The organism is Streptomyces sp. NBC_01454 (assembly GCF_036227565.1).
In the GTDB taxonomy this organism is placed as follows: domain Bacteria; phylum Actinomycetota; class Actinomycetes; order Streptomycetales; family Streptomycetaceae; genus Streptomyces.
Genome location: NZ_CP109460.1, coordinates 3,548,041 through 3,566,568, shown reverse-complemented (window position 1 = coordinate 3,566,568; position 18,528 = coordinate 3,548,041). Strand labels below are relative to the sequence as shown.

The 18,528-nt window shown below is 70.4% G+C and carries 18 protein-coding genes; 13 read left to right on the top strand and 5 right to left on the bottom strand.

The features are described 5' to 3' along the window. Positions 1-21: 21 nt before the first annotated feature. The gene (locus OIU81_RS15590) at positions 22-570 is read left to right on the top strand and encodes a DinB family protein (protein WP_329148142.1); all 549 of its coding nucleotides are present in this window, start codon (positions 22-24) and stop codon (positions 568-570) included. Between the two features lie 10 nt (positions 571-580). Here OIU81_RS15590 and OIU81_RS15585 read toward each other — a convergent pair whose 3' ends face one another. The 3 genes from OIU81_RS15585 to leuE all read right to left on the bottom strand — a co-directional run bounded on the left by OIU81_RS15585 (position 581) and on the right by leuE (position 3,445). Next, entirely contained in the window at positions 581-1,996 is a 1,416-nt protein-coding gene (locus OIU81_RS15585) for a glutamate decarboxylase (RefSeq protein WP_329148140.1), read from the bottom strand. 16 nt (positions 1,997-2,012) lie between these two features. Beyond that, on the bottom strand, positions 2,013-2,636 hold the full coding sequence (gene wrbA, locus OIU81_RS15580; protein ID WP_329148138.1) for an NAD(P)H:quinone oxidoreductase: 624 nt from the start codon (positions 2,634-2,636) through the stop codon (positions 2,013-2,015). A gap of 143 nt (positions 2,637-2,779) precedes the next feature. Beyond that, positions 2,780-3,445, bottom strand: coding sequence for a leucine efflux protein LeuE (leuE, locus tag OIU81_RS15575; RefSeq protein WP_329148136.1), 666 nt, complete (start codon positions 3,443-3,445; stop codon positions 2,780-2,782). Between the two features lie 113 nt (positions 3,446-3,558). Between leuE and OIU81_RS15570 the strand changes: the two genes are divergently transcribed. Then, the gene (locus OIU81_RS15570; protein ID WP_329148134.1) at positions 3,559-4,317 is read left to right on the top strand and encodes a MerR family transcriptional regulator; all 759 of its coding nucleotides are present in this window, start codon (positions 3,559-3,561) and stop codon (positions 4,315-4,317) included. Positions 4,318-4,372: 55 nt separating this feature from the next. On the opposite strand, the gene OIU81_RS15565 is transcribed toward OIU81_RS15570, so the two are convergent. Further along, positions 4,373-4,741: a YbjQ family protein gene (locus OIU81_RS15565; RefSeq protein WP_329148132.1), complete on the bottom strand. Its 369-nt coding sequence runs from the start codon at positions 4,739-4,741 to the stop codon at positions 4,373-4,375. A gap of 207 nt (positions 4,742-4,948) precedes the next feature. Between OIU81_RS15565 and OIU81_RS15560 the strand changes: the two genes are divergently transcribed. From OIU81_RS15560 to OIU81_RS15515, 10 genes are all read left to right on the top strand, one after another. Beyond that, positions 4,949-5,668, top strand: coding sequence for a DedA family protein (locus OIU81_RS15560; RefSeq protein ID WP_329148131.1), 720 nt, complete (start codon positions 4,949-4,951; stop codon positions 5,666-5,668). Positions 5,669-5,914: 246 nt separating this feature from the next. After that, positions 5,915-7,660: a threonine/serine ThrE exporter family protein gene (locus OIU81_RS15555; protein ID WP_329148128.1), complete on the top strand. Its 1,746-nt coding sequence runs from the start codon at positions 5,915-5,917 to the stop codon at positions 7,658-7,660. A gap of 394 nt (positions 7,661-8,054) precedes the next feature. After that, complete coding sequence (locus tag OIU81_RS15550) at positions 8,055-9,989, top strand: ABC transporter ATP-binding protein (protein WP_329148126.1); 1,935 nt, start codon at positions 8,055-8,057, stop codon at positions 9,987-9,989. Continuing rightward, positions 9,986-11,470, top strand: a complete 1,485-nt coding sequence (locus OIU81_RS15545; RefSeq protein WP_329148124.1) for a phytoene desaturase family protein — start codon at positions 9,986-9,988, stop codon at positions 11,468-11,470. The genes OIU81_RS15550 and OIU81_RS15545 overlap by 4 nt, the downstream gene beginning before the upstream one ends. A 313-nt stretch (positions 11,471-11,783) precedes the next feature. Beyond that, the gene (locus OIU81_RS15540) at positions 11,784-12,542 is read left to right on the top strand and encodes a class I SAM-dependent methyltransferase (RefSeq protein ID WP_329148122.1); all 759 of its coding nucleotides are present in this window, start codon (positions 11,784-11,786) and stop codon (positions 12,540-12,542) included. A 63-nt stretch (positions 12,543-12,605) separates the two neighbouring features. Further along, a complete protein-coding gene (locus tag OIU81_RS15535) occupies positions 12,606-12,935 on the top strand; it encodes a helix-turn-helix domain-containing protein (protein WP_329148120.1) in 330 nt (109 codons plus the stop codon). Positions 12,936-13,082: 147 nt separating this feature from the next. After that, complete coding sequence (locus OIU81_RS15530) at positions 13,083-14,021, top strand: alpha/beta fold hydrolase (RefSeq protein ID WP_329331758.1); 939 nt, start codon at positions 13,083-13,085, stop codon at positions 14,019-14,021. Position 14,022: 1 nt separating this feature from the next. Beyond that, positions 14,023-14,610, top strand: a complete 588-nt coding sequence (locus OIU81_RS15525; protein WP_329148116.1) for a hypothetical protein — start codon at positions 14,023-14,025, stop codon at positions 14,608-14,610. Between the two features lie 128 nt (positions 14,611-14,738). Next, complete coding sequence (locus OIU81_RS15520) at positions 14,739-14,933, top strand: linaridin family RiPP (protein WP_329148114.1); 195 nt, start codon at positions 14,739-14,741, stop codon at positions 14,931-14,933. Between the two features lie 114 nt (positions 14,934-15,047). Beyond that, positions 15,048-15,902, top strand: a complete 855-nt coding sequence (locus OIU81_RS15515) for a hypothetical protein (protein WP_329148112.1) — start codon at positions 15,048-15,050, stop codon at positions 15,900-15,902. Positions 15,903-16,278: 376 nt separating this feature from the next. Here the strand turns inward: OIU81_RS15515 and OIU81_RS15510 are convergent, their stop codons facing one another. After that, complete coding sequence (locus OIU81_RS15510; RefSeq protein ID WP_003968257.1) at positions 16,279-16,773, bottom strand: inorganic diphosphatase; 495 nt, start codon at positions 16,771-16,773, stop codon at positions 16,279-16,281. 86 nt (positions 16,774-16,859) lie between these two features. On the opposite strand from OIU81_RS15510, the gene dacB reads away from it, so the two are divergent. Next, positions 16,860-18,467: a D-alanyl-D-alanine carboxypeptidase/D-alanyl-D-alanine endopeptidase gene (dacB, locus tag OIU81_RS15505; protein ID WP_329148110.1), complete on the top strand. Its 1,608-nt coding sequence runs from the start codon at positions 16,860-16,862 to the stop codon at positions 18,465-18,467. Positions 18,468-18,528: the final 61 nt, after the last annotated feature.

The window sequence follows — 18,528 nt, the reverse complement described above, 5'->3', positions numbered from 1 at the left end:
GATCCCACGAAAGGCGAGTCCATGCCCACTCACGTTCCTGCCGAGGCACACGGTGACGAGGCCGGCGCGCTGCTGGCCTTCCTGGAGGCCCAGCGCGGCGGGCTGCGGCGGTCGGTCCTGGGGCTGACCGAGGAGCAGGCCCGGAGCCGTCCGGGCGTCAGCGCACTGACGCCGGCCGGGCTGATCAAGCACGTCGCGGAGACCGAGCAGGGCTGGGTCGAGACCGCGCAGCAGCGGCCGCACACCATCGAGCGGACCATGGAGACCTGGCATCTGAGCTTCGAGCCCGGGGACGGCGAGAGCGTGCCCGAGATGCTGGCGTTCTGGGACAAGGTCGCCCGGCGCACGGAGGAGTTCGTGCGCTCCCTGCCGAGCCTGGACGACACCTTCCCGCTGCCCGAGGCGCCGTGGTTCCCGCCCGAGGCCCGGCAGTCGATGCGCTGGCTGCTGCTGCATCTGATCGAGGAGACGGCCCGGCACGCCGGTCACGCCGACATCCTCCGCGAGTCCCTGGACGGCAAGACGGCCTTCGTGCTGGTGGACGAGGAGCGGGCGGCCCAGCAGGGGTAGCCGGGCGCCCTCAGTGGTGGAATGCCGTGGCGACGTTCTCCGGACGCTTCATCGGGCCCGGCTGCTCGCGGAGTTCGGTCAGCAGCTGCTCCAGGTCCGCGAGGAAGAGATCGGCGAGGTCCATGGAGAAGCCGTTGCGGCAGACCACCCGCAGGACGGACAGGTCCTCGCGGTGCGGGGGGAAGGTATAGGCGGGCACCAGCCAGCCGCGCTCCCGCATCCGCCGGGACACGTCGAAGACGTCGAACGCGGTGACGTGGTCGGCGGTGGTGAAGGCGAAGACCGGCAGCTGGTCGCCCTTCGTGAGCAGCCGGAAGTCGCCCAGCGCGCCGATACGTTCGGCCATCGAGCAGGCCACGTCGCGGGTGGCCTGCTGGACGGCACGGAATCCGGCCCGGCCGAGCCGCAGGAAGGTGTAGTACTGCGCGGCGACCTGGGCGCCGGGCCGCGAGAAGTTGAGGGCGAAGGTCGGCATGTCGCCGCCCAGGTAGTTGACCCGGAAGACCAGCTCCTCGGGCAGCGCCTCCGAGTCGCGCCACAGCGCCCAGCCGACGCCCGGGTAGACCAGTCCGTATTTGTGCCCCGAGGTGTTGATGGAGGCGACCCGCGGCAGCCGGAAGTCCCACATCAGCTCCGGGTCGAGGAAGGGCGCGATCATGGCGCCGGACGCGCCGTCCACATGGACCGGGATGTCCCAGCCCCGCTTCTCCTGGACCTCGTCGAGCGCCGCGCAGATCTCGGCCACCGGCTCGTACGACCCGTCGAAGGTCGAGCCGAGGATCGCCACGACGCCGATGGTGTTCTCGTCGCACAGCTCGGCGGCCGAGGCCGCGTCCAGGTGGAAGCGGTCGCCCTCCATCGGGACGGTGCGCGCCTCGACCTCCCAGAAGTTGCAGAACTTCTCCCAGCAGACCTGGACGTTGGCGCCCATGACCAGGTTGGGCCGGGCGCTGCCCGGATAGCGGTCCTTGTTGCGCTGCATCCAGCGCCGTTTGAAGGCCATCCCGGCGAGCATGCAGGCCTCGCTCGACCCCGTGGTGGAGCAGCCGACGGCGGCCGACGGGTCGGGGGCGTGCCACAGGTCGGAGAGCATCGCCACGCACCGCTTCTCGAGTTCGGCGGTGCGCGGGTACTCGTCCTTGTCGATCATGTTCTTGTCGCGGCACTCCGCCATCAGGACGCCGGCCTGCGGCTCCATCCAGGTCGTGACGAACGTCGCCAGGTTCAGCCGGGAGTTGCCGTCCAGCATCAGCTCGTCGTGCACGAACTGATAGGCGTTGTGCGGGGCGAGCGGGCCGTCGGGCAGGGTGTGCTGCGGGGGCGCGGTCTCCATGCCGGCGACCGGGTCGGCCTCGCCGTAGAAGGGGTTGACCGGGTGCCCGGTGTGCTTGCGGTCGGATTCCGATGCGCCTTTGTGCAGAGTCATGAGTCGCCACTACCCGTCAACTGGCCGGTGAAAGGCCGCGTTTGATGGCCTTCGTGAATTTCACGACGCGCTCCGCCTGGATCCGGGCGGCGGTGCGGGCGTCGTCGTCGAGCGGGATGTCCGGGCCGCCGACGTGGGAGGTGCCGTAGGGATTGCCGTCGGAGAACTTCGCCGGGTCGGTGTAGCCCGGCGTCACGAGGATGCCGCCGAAGTGGTGGATGGTCTGGTACAGCGCGAGCAGGGTGGACTCCTGGCCGCCGTGTTTGGTGGCACTCGCGGTGAAGCCGCTGTAGACCTTGTCGGCCAGCCGGCCCTGCTGCCAGAGGCCGCCCAGGGTGTCGAGGTACTGCTTGAGCTGCGAGGTCACATTGCCGAAGCGGGTGGGGGAGCCGAAGATCACCGCATCCGCCCAGAGCATGTCCTCGTGGGTGGCCTCCATGATGTCGGCGGTGGCGGCGGCGTTCGCCGCCCAGGCCGGGTTGGCGTCGATCGCGGTCTGCGGGGCGAGTTCCGCGGTCCGGCGCAGTCGTACGTCCGCCCCGGCGTGCTCGGCGGCATCGGCGATCCGCCGGGCGAGCTCGGCGACGGTGCCGGTCGAGGAGTAGTAGATGACGGCGACGTTGACGTCATGGACGGACATGGACGTACCTCCTGGAACCCGACAATAAGGGCATCAGGGGTAGGTGGCCTCCAGGATTCACCCAGTGGAAGCGGGAGTGGGCGGGCGGCCGCCCCGAAGGACCGCCGCCCGCCCGTTCCCCGCTCGTACGGGCTGTCCGTGCCCTAGCCCGCGCTCGCCAGCGACAGCTTCGCCGCGAAGCCGAGGAACGCCGCCCCGGCGCCCGCCGACAGCCCGGCCGTCAGCCGCCGGCGCCGGCGGAAGGTCGCCGCCAGATACGTCCCGCTGAAGATGAGGACCGACAGATACGTGAGGCTGAACAGCTGCGCCCAGGCGCCCAGCGTCAGGAACGACAGCACCGGATGGGCGTACGAGGGGTCCACGAACTGCACGAAGAAGGAGATGAAGAACAAGATCGCCTTCGGGTTGAGCAGACTGACCACCAGCGCCCTGCGGTACGGCCGCTCGACGGCCTCCTTCGGCGCCCGCGGCGCCTGGCCCGCCCGCTCGTCCCGGCGGGCCTGACGGCCGTGCCACAGCGCCCAGGCGCCGCGCAGCATCCCGACCGCCAGCCACGTCAGATAGCCCGCGCCGGCGAACTTGACGACGGTGAACAGCACCGGGCTGGTCTGCAGCAGCGAGGCCACCCCGCCCGCCGACAGCGTCATCAGCACGGTGTCGCCGCACAGCACACCGGCCGCCGCGCGGTAGGCCACCCGCGGGCCGCGCCGGGCGGCCACCGACACGACATAGAGCGAATTGGGGCCCGGCAGCAGAATGATCAGCGCCAGCCCCACCAGATAGGTCGACAGATCCGTTATCCCCAGCATGGGCGGCAGGATCTCACCCGCTTTGCGCCGGCTCCGCGGATTTCAGGATCCGGACTTGCTCCTCACGCGGCGTGAGGAGCCATCGTGGAGTGCGTACCGAGGAGGGAGCGGACGTGAGCTATTCGGTAGGGCAGGTGGCCGGCCTCGCAGGCGTCACCGTGCGCACCTTGCACCACTACGACGAGATCGGGCTGCTGCCGCCCAGCGACCGCAACCACGCAGGTCACCGCCGCTACGGCGAGGACGACCTGGACCGGCTGCAGCAGATCCTCTTCTACCGGGAGCTCGGCTTTCCGCTCGATGAGGTCGCGGTCCTCCTGGACGATCCGGACGCGGACCCGCAGGAACATCTGCGGCGCCAGCACGACCTGCTGACCACGCGGATCGGCACGCTCCAGAAGATGGCCGCGGCCGTCGCCCACACGATGGAGGCACGCAGGATGAACGTACGGCTCACCCCACAGGAGAGATTCGAGGTCTTCGGGGACTTCGACCCCGAGGAACACGTCGCGGAGGCCCGGGAACGCTGGGGCGACACCGCCGCCTACCAGGAGTCCCGGCGCCGGGCGGCCGCGTACACCAAGGACGACTGGAAGCGGCTGACCGCCGAGTTCGACGCAATCCACCACCGGATGGCGGAGCTGCTGGGCCGGGGCGTGCCGCCGGACGCCGCCGAGGCCATGGACGTCGCCGAGGAGCACCGGCGGTTCATCAGCGGTGCGTATTACGACTGCACCTACGAGATCCACGCCGGGCTCGGCGAGATGTACGTCACGGACGAACGGTTCACCGCCACCTACGAGGCCATCCGGCCCGGCCTCGCCGTGTACATGCGCGACGCGATGCTGGCCAACGCCGTCCGCCGACTGTGAGCCGTCCGGGCCGGGGAAGCGCGCCCCCGGCCCGGACGGTGCCGGGCCGGCGCGCTCAGCTCAGCGGGGAGAGCACCACGGCCGTCCCGTAGGCGCACACCTCGGTGCCCACGTCCGCGGCCTCCGTGACATCGAAGCGGAACATCAGCACCGCGTTCGCGCCCCGTGAGCGGGCCTGCTCCACCAGCCGCTCCATCGCCTGGTTACGGGTCTCGACCAGGGTCTTGGTCAGGCCCCGCAGCTCGCCGCCGATCATCGACTTCAGGCCCGCGCCGATCTGGCTGCCGAGGTGCCGTGAGCGCACCGTCAGGCCGAAGACCTCGCCGATCACCCGTTCCACGTGAAACCCCGGGACGTCGTTGGTCGTCACTACCAGGACGTCGGACTGGGCGCGCTGCCCGCCGCCGTACTCCTCGATGCCCATGCCGCACACCTCCTGGTGGCCAGCATCACCCGGTCCCGGGGCCGCGGCCAGTGGTCGGGGGCCGTCGGGTGGGGGCCCGGGCGCCCGCCTGGAACCACGACATGCCGTCCGGCGTTGATAGCTTTGGGCCGCACACGCGCCTGCACCCCGTCGCTTCGCTCGTCGCACCGCACGATCCGGCGCCCTCGACCCAGGAGCCTTCACCCCGTGAATACTCTCGCGCTCGGCCCCCAGTGGCTGGACCCGGACTATCTGATCGCGACCTTCGGCCTGATCGGCGTCCTGGTCATCGTCTTCGCGGAGTCCGGCCTGCTGATCGGCTTCTTCCTGCCGGGTGACGCGCTGCTGTTCACCACGGGCCTGCTGGTGACGACGAACAAGCTGGACCAGCCGCTGGCGCTGGTGTGCTTCCTGATCGTGCTCGCGGCCGTCATCGGCGACCAGGTGGGCTACCTCTTCGGACGCAAGGTCGGCCCCTCGCTCTTCAAGCGCCCCGACTCCCGCCTCTTCAAGCAGGAGAACGTCGAGAAGGCGCACGAGTTCTTCGAGAAGTACGGCCCCAAGTCGCTGATCCTGGCCCGCTTCGTGCCGATCGTGCGGACCTTCACGCCGATCATCGCCGGTGTGAGCCGGATGAACTACCGCTCCTTCCTCACCTTCAACGTCGTCGGCGGCGTCCTGTGGGGCGCCGGGGTCACGCTGCTCGGCGCCCTGCTCGGCAACGTCAAGTTCGTCCACCAGCACATCGAGCTGATCCTCCTCGCGATCGTGCTGGTCTCCGTGGTGCCGATCGCCATCGAGTTCCTCCGGGCGCGCGGCAAGGCCAAGAAGACCCGGGACGAAGCTCCCGCGCCGGGCGCGCCGGACACCGAGCGGGGCGGCGCCCCCGCCGAGCCCTCGCGCCGCGGCCGGCACGCCAAGCGCTGACCCGCGCCCGGACCCGCCGCCGGGCTCCCTCCCGCGCCACGCCACACCCCGCCGCCTCCGTCCGCCTCCCCCGTGAAGCCGCCCGCGGTGCTTGCTCCCCGGGGCCCGGGGCAGGCGAAACAGGTGAGTTCCACCGATCCGCACGGCGCCGCAGCCGAAAACGCCCGCCCCAAGGAAGCGCAGCGCACAGCCATCAGGCATCGTGTCCTTGACATCCGTCAGGAGGCTTACGAGGAGCGAAGATCCGTGGCGTCGGACCCACAACGCGGCCAGCGTGGTACCAGCGGCAGCAGCGGCGGCAGCGGTGCCCCGGACCGGAGCGGTGCCCCCGAGGAGCGCAAGCCCGCGTCGGACGAGGCACACAGTGCCTTCACCCCGCCGCTGGGCGTGCCGTACCCGCCGGCCCCTGAGGAGGAGCACCCCACCTCGGAGTTCGCGCTGCCCGCCGGCCTGCGTCCGGAGACCCCGGCCGAGGAGGAGGGGTCGGCGTTCACGCCGCCCAGCAGCACCACCGGCCAGCACCCGATGCCCGTCGGCGCCACCGCCATGGGCGCCGCCTTCACCCCGCCGCACGGCATACCGGTCGTCCGCCTCACCAAGGAGGCGCCCTGGCAGGACCGGATGCGCACGATGCTGCGGATGCCGGTGGGGGAGCGGCCGGTGCCCGAGCGTCCGGAGCGCGGCGACGAGGAGACCGGTCCGGCCGTTCCCCGCGTCCTCGACCTGACGCTGCGTATCGGCGAGATCCTGCTGGCCGGCGGCGAGGGCGCGGAGGACGTCGAGGCCGCGATGTTCGGTGTGGCGCACGCCTACGGGCTGGAGCGCGTCGAGCCGACCGTCACGTTCACCCTGCTGTCGATCTCCTACCAGCCCTCGCTGGTCGACGACCCGGTGACGGCCAGCCGGACGGTCCGGCGCCGCGGCGTCGACTACAACCGGCTGTCCGCGGTCTTCCGGCTCGTCGACGAGATCGCCTCCGAAGGCATCACCCTCGAAGAGGCCTACCGCGGCCTCGCCGAGATCCGCCGTAATCGCCACCCGTACCCCAGCTGGGCGCTGACCCTGGCCTCCGGGCTGCTGTCCGGCGCGGCCTCGATGCTGGTCGGCGGTGGGGAGCTGGTGTTCGTCGCGGCCGCGGTGGGTTCGATGCTCGGCGACCGGCTGGCCTGGCTCGCCTCCGGGCGCGGACTGCCGGAGTTCTACCAGTTCGTGGTCGCCGCGATGCCGCCCGCCGCGGTCGGTGTCGCCTTCGGTCTGGCGCACGCCAGCGTCTCGGCGTCCGCGGTGATCACCGGTGGGCTGTTCGCGCTGATCCCGGGGCGGGCGCTGGTCGCCGGTGTGCACGACGGACTGACGGGCTACTACATCACCGCCGCCGCACGTCTGCTGGAGGTCGGCTATCTCATCGTCGGCATCGTCGTCGGCGTGCTCAGCGTGCTCTATATCGGCCTGCACCTCAATCCCGACCTGCGCCGGCTCAACCCGGAGCAGGCGCTGAGGGGGTACAACGAGCCACTGGTCCAGATCATCGCGGCCATGCTGCTTGCGCTGGCCTTCTGTGTGCTGCTCCAACAGGAACGCAACACGGTGGCGTTCGCGACGCTGAACGGCGGGGTCGCCTGGGTCGTCTACGGCACCCTCGTCTACCGCGCCGATATCAACGTGGTGCCCGCCACCGCCATCGCCGCCGGACTGGTCGGTCTCTTCGGGCAGTTGCTCTCCCGCTACCGCTATGCGTCCGCGCTGCCGTACGTCACGGCGGCCATCGGCCCGCTGCTGCCCGGTAGTGCCACGTATTTCGGCCTGCTCAATTTCGCCCAGGGGCATCTGGCACAGGGGCTGCCGTCCCTGGTGCAGGCCGCCTCGCTGGCGCTCGCCATCGCCGTCGGAGTGAATCTCGGTGCCGAGGTCGCCCGGCTGTTCCTGCGCGGGCCCGGTGTCGAGGAGGCCGCCGCCGGCCGCCGCGCCGCCAAGCGCACCCGCGGTTTCTAGGGCGGTTCACCGCGCGATCCGGTGGGGCGAATCAGCCGGAAAAAGTAAATCATCAGGTGGATTGCGAATCTTTGGCGCAATTCACGCCCACCGCGATGTGCCGCCCACCGGGCGGCGCCACGGTGCGGCCGGCGCGTCCGGCCGCACCGGCCGGCGGTCCTTCAGGGCGCACAGCGGGCCGTACGCGACCGTGCCCCAAGTAAGAAACAAAGCAATTAACTGACGCCCGCCGCGCACGGCTGCCATTTGTTCAAGGGGGCTGTGCCGGCAAATCAACTAACGCATAACTTGATACCGGGCGGCGTGCTAGCTTCGAACACCTTGACGACGGATCCCCATCAGACCGGGCTGTCGCGCGCACAAAGCGACCGTCGTCAAAACGGGGGGAGCACTCATGGCGAGTCATGCGCACAAAGCGAGCCTGAGAGGCGGGACCAAAGACGGCGTCGAGTCGGTGGCGAGTGTCACCCGACAGCACACCACGCTGCTGGTCACGGGCGTGCTGCTGGGTCTGCTGGGGGTCGGCGCCTCGCTCACCCAGCCCTGGGCCATCGGCAAACTGATCGAGGCGGCGGGCCGGGACGAGTCGCTGGCACAACCCATCACACAGCTCGTCCTGCTCTTCTGTGCGGGCGCCCTCTTTTCCTCGTTGCAGGCCTACATTATCGGCCGGGCCGGGGAGAATATCGTCTTCGACGTCCGCGAGATCCTGACCGGCCGGCTGCTGCGCGCCGATCTCACCGCATTCGGAAAGCAGTCCCAGGGCGATATTTTCACCCGCACGGTCACCGATACCTCACTGGTGAAAATCGCCCTTTCGCAGAGCCTCGCCCAACTGATCATCAGCGGCGCCACGGTCATCGGCGGCGTCGTGCTGATGTTCCTCATCGACACATGGCTGATGCTCATCACCATGAGCTGCCTCGGCGCCGCCAGCGTCGTCTCCATCGCGCTCGCCCGCAAGCTGCGCAAGGTCGCACTGGAAAACCGGGACGACACCGGCGAATTCGCCAGCGACATTCAGCGGGTGCTCTCCGCGCTGCCCACGGTCAAGGCCTCCCGCGCCGAGCCCCGCGAAGCCGCCCGCATCGGCAAGCTGGCCGACAAGGCGCGGCGTTCGGGTATCCGGGTCAACGCCTTCAACGCCCTGCTGATGCCGTCCATGAACGTCGGCACGCAGGGCGCGCTGGCCGTCGTCGTGGGCGTCGGAATGTCCTGGGTGGCCCGCGGCGAGATGAACATGGCCACCCTGACCTCATTCATCATGTACCTGTTCCAACTGGTCTCGCCCCTGGTGACGTTCTTCATGGGAGTGGGCCAGTTCGTCCAGGGCCGGGCGGCCATCCAGCGGGTCGACGAGCTCGCCCGCCTGCCCCAGGAGGGCGGCGGGACGACGGCCGCGCAGCCCACCGTGGGCTTCGGGCCGCTGGCCCGGCAACGGCCGGCGGTCGAGTTCCACGACGTACGGTTCGCCTACCGGCGCGGGAAGCAGGAAGACTGGACGCCGGTGCTCAAGGGCGTCTCGTTCACCGTGCCGGCACGCGGGCTGACGGCGGTCGTCGGGCCGTCCGGCGCGGGCAAGACCACCATGTTCCAGCTGATCGAACGCTTCTACGCGGCGGACGGCGGCCGCGTCCAGCTCAGCGGGCAGAACATCGAGGCGCTGCCGCTCGACACGGTCCGCGGGCTGGTCGGCTACGTCCAGCAGGACAGCGCCGCCATGCGCGGAACGGTCCGGGACAACCTGACCTACGCCCAGCCGCACGCCACGGAGTACGACATCCAGGAGGCGGTGGAGATGGCCGGCCTCACCACCGTGATCGCCCAGCTGCCGCAGGGCCTCGACACCGAACTCGGCGACCAGGGCAGCGGATTGTCCGGCGGCCAGCGCCAGCGCCTGTGCATCGCCCGCACGCTGCTGCAGAAGCCCGCGGTCATGCTGCTGGACGAGGCCACCTCCAACCTCGACTCCGACTCGGAGCGGGACTTCCGCGACGTGCTGCGCCGGGTCTCCCGGCAGTGCGCGGTCATCGCCATCGCCCACCGGATCTCCACGGTGATCGACGCCGAGAAGATCGTGGTGCTGGAGGGCGGCCGGGTCCGGGCCACCGGCGTGCACCAGGACCTGATGGACCACGACGAGCTCTACCGGCGGCTGGCGGGCTCACAACTGCACGCCGGGCCCGGCCACATCGCCCCGGCGGCCGCCCCCGTGCCCCTGGAACCGTGGACACCGCCGCCCGCCTTCGCGATCGGCTGGCCCGCGTACGCCGGCCTCACCGAACAGACCGTGCGCCTGCGGGCCATCACGAATGAGGAGCGGTGGTGAGCACCATCGACGTGGCCATCGTGGGCACCGGGCCCAACGGCCTCGCGGCCGGGGTGGTCCTGGCCCGGGCCGGCCTGAAGGTGGAGCTTTACGAGGGCGCCGAGACCATCGGCGGCGGGTTGCGCACGGCCCCGCTCTTCGACACCGGCGTCGTGCACGACCTCTGCGCCGCCGTCCACCCCATGGCCGCCGCCTCGCCGTTCTTCCGGGAGTTCGACCTGGCGGCCCGCGGGGTCGAACTCCTGCACCCCGAGATCAGCTACGCCCACCCCCTGGACGGCGGCCGTGCGGCCCTGGCCTACCGCTCGCTGGCAAAGACCTGCGCGCACCTGGGCCCCGACGGCCCGCGCTGGCGGCAGCTGATGAGCCCGCTGCTGGAGCACAGCGAGGGCGTCGTCGACCTGCTCGTTTCCGGCCGGCGCGGGCTGCCGCGGGACCCGGCGGCCGCCCTGCTGCTGGCGCACCGGGTGGCCGTCCACGGCAGCGGGCTCGGCGCGGGACGCTTCCGCGGCGAGGAGGCGGCCGCCCTGCTCACCGGCGTCGCCGCGCACGCGGTCGGCAGACTGCCGAGCCTCGCCTCCGGCGCGGTGGCCATGCTGCTCGGCCACCTCGCCCACGGGACGGGATGGCCGCTGCCGCGTGGCGGCAGCGGCCGCATCGCCGAGGCCATGGCCCAGGACATCACCGCGCACGGCGGCGTCTTCCACACCGGGCACACCGTGGAGACCCTGGACGAACTACGCGGTGCGCGGGCGGTGTTGCTCGACACCAGCCCGAAGGGCTTCCTGGCCCTGGCGGGCGGCCGGCTGCCCCGCGCCTACGCACGCGGCCTGGAGCGCTTCCGTTACGGCCCGGGCGCCGCCAAGGTCGACTTCCTGGTCTCCGAGCCGATTCCCTGGTCCGACCCCGCGGTGGGGCGCGCCGGAACGGTGCATCTGGGCGGCACCCGCGCCGAGACGGTCCGGCAGGAGACCCTGACCGCGCGCGGCGTGCGGACCGGCGAGCCCTTCGTCCTCCTCGTGGACCCGGCGGTGGCCGACCCGGGCCGCGCGCTGCCCGGCAAGCGTCCCGTGTGGGCGTACGCGCATGTGCCGAACGGCGATCCCACCGACCCCTACGACCTGGTGCGCGCCCGCATCGAGCGCTACGCCCCGGGCTTCGGGGACACGATCATCGACCACCGCTCCATGGCGGCCGCCCACTACGAGGCCTACAACCCCAACTACGTGGGCGGGGACATCGGTTCCGGCGCCATGACGCTGTATCAGAGCATCGCTCGGCCCGTCCCCCGCATCGACCCCTATCGGACACCGCTGCCCGGGGTCTTCCTGTGCTCCTCGGCCACCCCGCCGGGGCCCAGTGTGCACGGCATGTCCGGCTATATGGCAGCTCTCTCCGCCCTTCGGCGGTGTTTCGGCATACGCAATGCACCCCATCTGGCGCCCACGCCCGCACCATTCGAATGCGGGCGTGCCGGCTAAAGCGGGAGTCAAGAATCTGATGCTGCGTCAACTTGCGCTCAGGGCCTGCTCAGTGACGTGTGCCGGGGTCGCCGAAAATTCATTGGACAGGCCATAGCGACCTGATATTGTCTCAAATGTAAGTACCCCCCCACACGCTCCGTTGAGGCGTCATCACTGGATCGACAGGAACTGCTGGTCTGACCAACCATGCAGACGGCTGCGGTGACCCCGTGCCGCCTTGTTGGCGAATCACGTCTTGCCTCGTTCCAGCTCCTCGGCTTCGCGACGTTCCCATCGGTATCGACAGTGGGGATAATGAGAGGAAGCTCGGGTGCAAAACGGGGTTGAAGACATTGGCTATGGGCGACAGTTCAAGGGCTGGTATGACCGGCTGATCCCGGATGACGGGATTACCGCCGAGGCGGTGGAAGGGCTGGTGGCCCTCCATCCCGCACCCGAGACGGGAACCCTCGAGTTCGGCGTCGGTACCGGGCGGATTGCCCTCCCGCTCTCCGCGCGTATCGGCCAGGTGACCGGCGTGGACTCCTCACCGGAGATGCTGGACACGCTGCGCGTCAAACTGAAGGACGGCGGAGACGTCGAGCCGGTGCACGGGGACATACGCACCTATACCTCGGAATCCCGTTACGGCCTCGTGTACTGCGTCTGCGCCACCCTGTCGATCCTGCACACCCCCGAGGACCAGCAGCGGGCCGTTCAGCGCGCGGCCGATCTCCTCACCCCCGGCGGCCGGCTGGTGATCGAGACCCACAACAAGCCGCCGATCCTGGAACTGCACGAGGGACGCACCCGCACCACCTACTTCGTCCCCTATCCGGAGCCCGGAACCGGCGTGCAGACCCACTCCACGCTGCTCGACGGCGGTCTGTGGCACTGCTCGCACATCCTCTACCAGTCCGACGGCACCACCCGGGTGGGTTCCGAGCTCACCCGGCTGACCACCCCGGACGACATCGACGGCTACGCTCGCGCGGCCGGGCTGGAGCCCGAGGCCCACATGGCGCGGTGGGACGGCACCCCGTACAGCGAACGGGCCCCCATGTTCATCTGTTGCTACGTCAAGCCCTGAATGCGGCAGCACACTCAGAAACGCAGATGACAGAAGAGGGTTGCCGTGGGACGTCCTCCGATATTGCCGACCGACAAGAAATTCGCCCTCGTACTCAGAGTGGTGACCGGCGAACTGACCGCAGCGGAAGCCGCGCGGGAAGCAGCGGTCTCCGAACAGTCCGTATCAAACTGGCGTCGACAGTTCATCGAGGGAGGCCGTAATGGCCTGGCCGGTGAGGGCGGCAGGGACTCCGAGAGTGCGGCGCGGATAGCGGAACTGATCAAAGAAAACGCCACGCTGAAGGCCACGATAGGCGAGCTGTACATAGAACTCCGGAAGTACAGCCGGAGTGCCATCGGCCGTGTTCCGGTGCCCCGGGGGAATACCCACCCCGGCCGGAGAGTCAACTAACTCATTATTTGAGTCCGGCATCGCGTGTTAGATTTCTGGGTAACAGCCACTTCGAATCACGGGGGAGGGAATGTGGCGTCTTTGGAGCGCCAGTTTGCCGTAGGAATTTCCGGACTGGCCGGCGCGAGCCTGCTGGCCGGCGCAGTAATGCGATTCACCGGCAGGCGTGAACGCGCGCGCCGCTTCATGCTGCACGAGCGGCCGGATGGCAGCCTTATCGAGGTGGCCGTCGATATTCCTCCTAAGGCCCGGCGCATTGTCCTGCTCGACAACGGTATGGGCATGCCGCACGAATACTGGGACTGGGTCTGCGGCGCACTTCCCGCGGACATGGGATATGTGCGGTTCAACGCTCCCGGCTACGGGCTCAGCACGCCGACCACGCAGTACGGTCTGGAGCGGCACTTCGCGCTGTTGCAGGAATTGCGCGAGACGTACGCCGCCGGCCTTCCGCTGGTGCTGGCCGGCCACTCCCTCGGCGGATACCTCGTCGCCGCCTATGCGTCGCTCCATCCCGGCGCGGCGGAGGGCGTGAGCGCGGTGGTCATGGTCGACGCCACCGACGTGGCCCATCTGCGCAGTTCCCGGCGCAGCGAGGTCGACCGCTGGTCCCAGCAGTCGATGATCATGGAGCAGGTGTACGCCCTGGCCGGCCTGTCGGCCTTCCGCCCCGCCCTGAACAAGAACAAGACCTACCGCCCGGACATCAACCGGAGCTCCACGGCATTCCTGGCGGAGCCCCGCACCTGGGCCTTGGCCTACCGGGACTACCGGGACGCGATGACCTATCCGGCCCTCACCGCCCTGGACGTCCCGCTGAGCGTGGTCACCGCGGAGAACAACCACGGGGACAACGCCGCGCACCACGCGGTCCAGGCCAAGATGGCCGCCCTGTCGAAGAGTTCCCGGCACCAGATCATCGACGGCGCCGATCACGAGTCGCTGCTCACCGTCCAGGCACACGCCGAGAAGGTGGCAGAGGTGATCGCCGGCGACCCACCGACCGAGCGGACCGGATCGGAACGGCGGCAGTCCGCCGGGGACCGTCCCGCCGCCAAGACCGCCGCGGGCGCGAAAAGGAGCTGACGTGAACCTGAGCGTGAACACGGAACGCGTGAAGACGGTCGCGGTCACGGCCTCGCTTGCCACCTGGCTCGTCGTGACGGCCGCGGCGCAGCTGCCCGATACGCGCTTCGACAGTCTCCTGTGGTGCGGGAAGCGGCGCATACCGACCCCCAACTGGCGCTTCTTCGGGCCGAATCCGGGAGTCAAGGACAGCCATCTTCTCTACCGGGACCTCACGGACGGCAAGCCCGGCGAGTGGAAGGAAATCCCGGTCACCCGCGACAGGCCCTGGTACGCACTCGCCTGGAACGCCCGCAACCGCTCCCCCAAGGCCCTGTTCGACGCCGTCCAGGGCATCCGCGCCCGCGCGGCAGCCGCCGGATCGGAGATGGGCCCCGTGGTCTGGTCGCCCGGGTACCTGCTGCTTTCCCGCTACATCCAGCACCACCTGCCCCACACCGAAGGTGCCTCGCACAGCCAGTTCCTGCTGATGCACTCCTACCTCGCCGCCCCGGAGAACCGGGAGATCGAGCCCTTCTTCGTCTCCGAGAACATTCCGCTGCCGACCGCCGGCACGCCCCGTCCGGAGACCCTTCCGATAGCCGCCTAGCAGTTTGTTCAGGCCCGCTCGGCCGGAAGCCGCGCACTCACTCGGCAGTTCCACCACCGCGTGAGTCCGTGCCCTCCCGCCGAATGGCTGGAGTGCTCACTGTGAGAACCGAGAGAAAGAGGACAGCAATGTCTATGCTGGCTGACTTTGCCAACGCCCAGCTGGTCGACGTGGAGCCGGGCCGTATCGGTGCCGACGCGACCCCGACCATGATGACCCCGCTGGCGACCATCGCCACCCCGGAGGCGACGCCGATCGGTTTCGCGGCGACCTCTGCCACCGCGGTCGCGGTCGACAAGATCACGCACAACATCGCCGGCTGAACCATCCGGCCGACTGATCAATGAGGGCGGGGGCACGGTACGCCCGATACACGTACCGCGCCCCCGCCCTTTGATACCCACATCTTCCTCTCAACTCACAGGGAGCACTCACCCATGTTTCTCAGCGCTCCACCCGAGGTCACGGCACGCCGAGTGGCTTCGCTGGGCACGCTGGTCTCCGCACTGGAAATGCTGAGCCAGCACCGCAAGTTCGAGGACGGTGAGCTGCTGAGCGGCCAGCTGGCGAGCATGCGCCCCCAGTTCGCCAAGCGCTTCCCGCGGCTGACCCGCGCCCTCAGCTCCAAGAAGGCAGCGGTCGCCCTGTACGGAGTGCAGGCGGGTGCTTCCGCCGCCACGCTGATCTGGGCGCACAAGCGCGGGGTACGCGCGGCGGGCAGCGCCGTGCTGGCGGTGACGGGCGCGGCCGGCCGGCTGCACACTCCCTTCGGCGGGGACGGTGCCGACCAGCTGCAGCAGGTGGTCAACGTGGTGCTCGCCTCGACCGGGACCTTCAAGGACGACGAGAAGGCCCGTGACGTGGCCATGCGCGCCCTGGCCCTGGAGACGACCATCTCGTACGTCGCCTCCGGCGTGGTCAAGCTGGTGTCCCCGGTGTGGCTGAGCGGAGAGGCGTTCAGCGGAGTCATCCGCACGCACAACTACGGGGACCCGCGCATCTTCCAGCTCGTGCACAAGTACCCGATGCTGGGAAAGCTGGTGACCTGGACGACGGTCGCCGCAGAGGTCGGCTTCCCGCTGGTCTTCGTGCTGCCCAAGCCCGCGGCGAAGGCCTATCTCGGCTCCATGACCCTGTTCCACCTGGGAATCGGGCAGTTCATGGGTCTCAACCGCTTCGTGCTGGCCTTCGGCGCCACCCACCCGGCACTTCTCTACGTCTTCCTGCAGAACGAAAAGCGCGCGGCACCGGTCGAAAAGGCCGCCGCGGCCCCTGCCCTCGCCTCTGCGTAACGGCTGAGCCCTCACGTAAGGCCCGTCAGCCGTCCACGGCCCGCGTCGCCGGAGGCCTTCCTGCGGGCCGTTGCACGGCCGCCGCGTCGCTCCGCCCGTGACCGGACGGGCGCGGGCGCGTCGCCGCCCCCGCGCGTCCTGAGAGCCTCAGCCCCCTCAAGAGCCGTGCCGGGCCGCCGCGGCAGTTCGCCCTGGGCAACCGCCGCCCCCGGCCACGCCCTGCCCCTGACACCGCACGTCCGCCGGCGACGCCGTGACACGGACGACGGGCGGCACCCGACTGGGTGCCGCCCATTCGCGTACGAAAATCAGAGTGCCTGTCCCGGCGTGCGGCGGCCGGGAAAACCGGGCCGGGCGCCGGGACGGTGACTCTGGATCAGTGCGCGCCGCCCTGCGCCTCGAGGCGCTTGTAGGAGGCCTCGATCTCGGCCTCGGCCTCGGCGCGGCCGACCCAGTCGGCGCCCTCGACGGACTTGCCGGGCTCCAGGTCCTTGTAGACCTCGAAGAAGTGCTGGATCTCCAGGCGGTCGAACTCCGACACGTGGTGGATGTCCCGCAGGTGCTCCACGCGCGGGTCGGACGCCGGCACGCACAGCAGCTTGTCGTCGCCGCCGGCCTCGTCGGTCATCCGGAACATGCCGATGGCGCGGCACTTGATGAGGCAACCGGGGAAGGTCGGCTCGTCCAGGATGACCAGGGCGTCCAGCGGGTCGCCGTCCTCGCCCAGGGTGTTCTCGACAAAGCCGTAGTCGGCCGGGTAGCTGGTCGAGGTGAAGAGTCGACGGTCCAGGCGGATCCGACCGGTCTCGTGGTCCACCTCGTACTTGTTCCGCGAACCCTTCGGGATCTCGATGGTGACGTCGAACTCCACGGGTGGCTCCTCCATGATCAACACATACGTCTGGTGATTAAGTGTCCCCCACGCAGGTGTGTGGTGGCGAAAGGGGCTGGTCCGAGGTGCCGGAGACCGGAACATGGCAGGTCAGATGGCAGTCGGCGCAGCGTTCCGCGCGGGCGGCGGTGCGATCGTCCGGGCAGGCCGTGCGCACGGCGGCGCATGCCGCGAGCCGGTCGGCGCGGGCAGCGGCCGATGCCGCACGGCAGGCCTGGCAGGCCACACCGCGCCACACACAGCAGACCTGGCGGCTCACGGCGGTCTCCGCGGGCACCGGCCTGGCGGTCGCGCTCGTCGCGGTGGCGGCGGCCGGACCGTGGGACTCGGGTCAGCGTACGGCCGAGCGCGCGGAGGCGGCGGTGATGGACGACGCCAGTGGCGAGCATCACGCCGAGAAGCCGGCACCCGCGCCCAGCGCACCGGCCGTGCTGCCCGCACTCGGTGCCCCCGCGCACGGTGCCGCCGGCCGCGGCGCGGCCCCCGTGCCCACCGACGCGGGGCTGGCCGACGCGCTCGCCCCGCTGCTGGCGGACCCGGCGCTCGGCCCGCTGCGCACGGCCTCCGTCGTGGACGTCGCCGGCGGCCGGGAGGTCTTCGGCGCCGGGCAGAACAAGGCCGCCACCCCCGCCTCCACCGTCAAACTCGCCACCGCCGTCGCCGCGCTCTCCGTGCTCGGCCCCGACCACCGCATCGACACCGGTGTCGTGCTGTCCGGCAAGAACCGCATCGTGCTGGTCGGCGGCGGCGACCCCACCCTCACCGCCCGGGCCCCGCGGCACGGTGCCGAGGAGCAGCCCGCGAGTCTGCGCGCCCTCGCCGACGCCACCGCCCGTGCCCTCAAGCAGCGCCACCTCACCGAGGTCGGCCTCGGCTACGACACCGGCGCCTACTCGGGCCCCGTCGAGCACCCCATCGGCCCGAACGAGAACCTCGCCCCCGTCACCCCGCTGATGACCGACGAGGCCCGCCTCGACGACAGCGAGCACGGCCCGGCCCCCCGCGAGACCGACCCGGCCCCCGCCGCGGCCCGCGCCTTCGCGGGCCTGCTCCACCAGCGCGGCATCACCGTCGACGGCGAACCGGCCGACGCCGAGGCTCCCGGGAAGGCCCGGCGGATCGCCGCCGTCCACTCCCTTCCGCTGTCCGGGCTCGTCGAGCGGATGCTCACCTACAGCGACAACGACATCGCCGAGGCCCTGGCCCGCCAGACCGCGCTCGGCTCCCGCCGTCCGGTCAGCTTCGCCGGCGCCGGGGACGCCGTCCGCACCGCCCTGGCCCGGCAGCACCTGCCCCTGTCCGGTGCCGTCTTCAAGGACGGCAGCGGCCTGAACCGCGACGACAAGGTCACCGCCGGCCTGCTCTCCCACCTCCTGCTGCAGGCCGCGGCGAGCGACCACCCCGCCCTGCGCCCGGTCGTCACCGGCCTCCCGGTGGCCGCCTTCACCGGCACCCTCAGCAGCCGCTACCGGGGCCAGAGCGCCGGCGCCGGCGCCGTGCGCGCCAAAACCGGCACCCTCACCGGCGTGAACACCCTGGCCGGCACCGTCGTCGACGCCGACGGCCGGCTCCTGGTGTTCTCGTTCATGACCACCGGCACCACCGACCCCCAGGGCGCCCAGGGCGCACTGGACAAACTCGCCTCAGCGGTGGCCAATTGCGGCTGCCGATAAGCCAAAAGCCACAAAGCCACCTACGTTCACCTCCCCACCCCCGCCCACCCCCGCCCACCCC

Excerpts from the sequence above, each read along its gene's own strand:
- OIU81_RS15585 (WP_329148140.1), bottom strand. The coding sequence starts at position 1,996 with ATGACTCTGCACAAAGGCGCATCGGAATCCGACCGCAAGCACACCGGG.
- OIU81_RS15565 (WP_329148132.1), bottom strand. The coding sequence starts at position 4,741 with ATGGGCATCGAGGAGTACGGCGGCGGGCAGCGCGCCCAGTCCGACGTC.
- OIU81_RS15520 (WP_329148114.1), top strand. The coding sequence starts at position 14,739 with ATGTCTATGCTGGCTGACTTTGCCAACGCCCAGCTGGTCGACGTGGAG.
- OIU81_RS15550 (WP_329148126.1), top strand. The coding sequence starts at position 8,055 with ATGGCGAGTCATGCGCACAAAGCGAGCCTGAGAGGCGGGACCAAAGAC.
- leuE (WP_329148136.1), bottom strand. The coding sequence starts at position 3,445 with ATGCTGGGGATAACGGATCTGTCGACCTATCTGGTGGGGCTGGCGCTG.
- OIU81_RS15515 (WP_329148112.1), top strand. The coding sequence starts at position 15,048 with ATGTTTCTCAGCGCTCCACCCGAGGTCACGGCACGCCGAGTGGCTTCG.
- OIU81_RS15530 (WP_329331758.1), top strand. The coding sequence starts at position 13,083 with ATGCGATTCACCGGCAGGCGTGAACGCGCGCGCCGCTTCATGCTGCAC.
- wrbA (WP_329148138.1), bottom strand. The coding sequence starts at position 2,636 with ATGTCCGTCCATGACGTCAACGTCGCCGTCATCTACTACTCCTCGACC.
- OIU81_RS15590 (WP_329148142.1), top strand. The coding sequence starts at position 22 with ATGCCCACTCACGTTCCTGCCGAGGCACACGGTGACGAGGCCGGCGCG.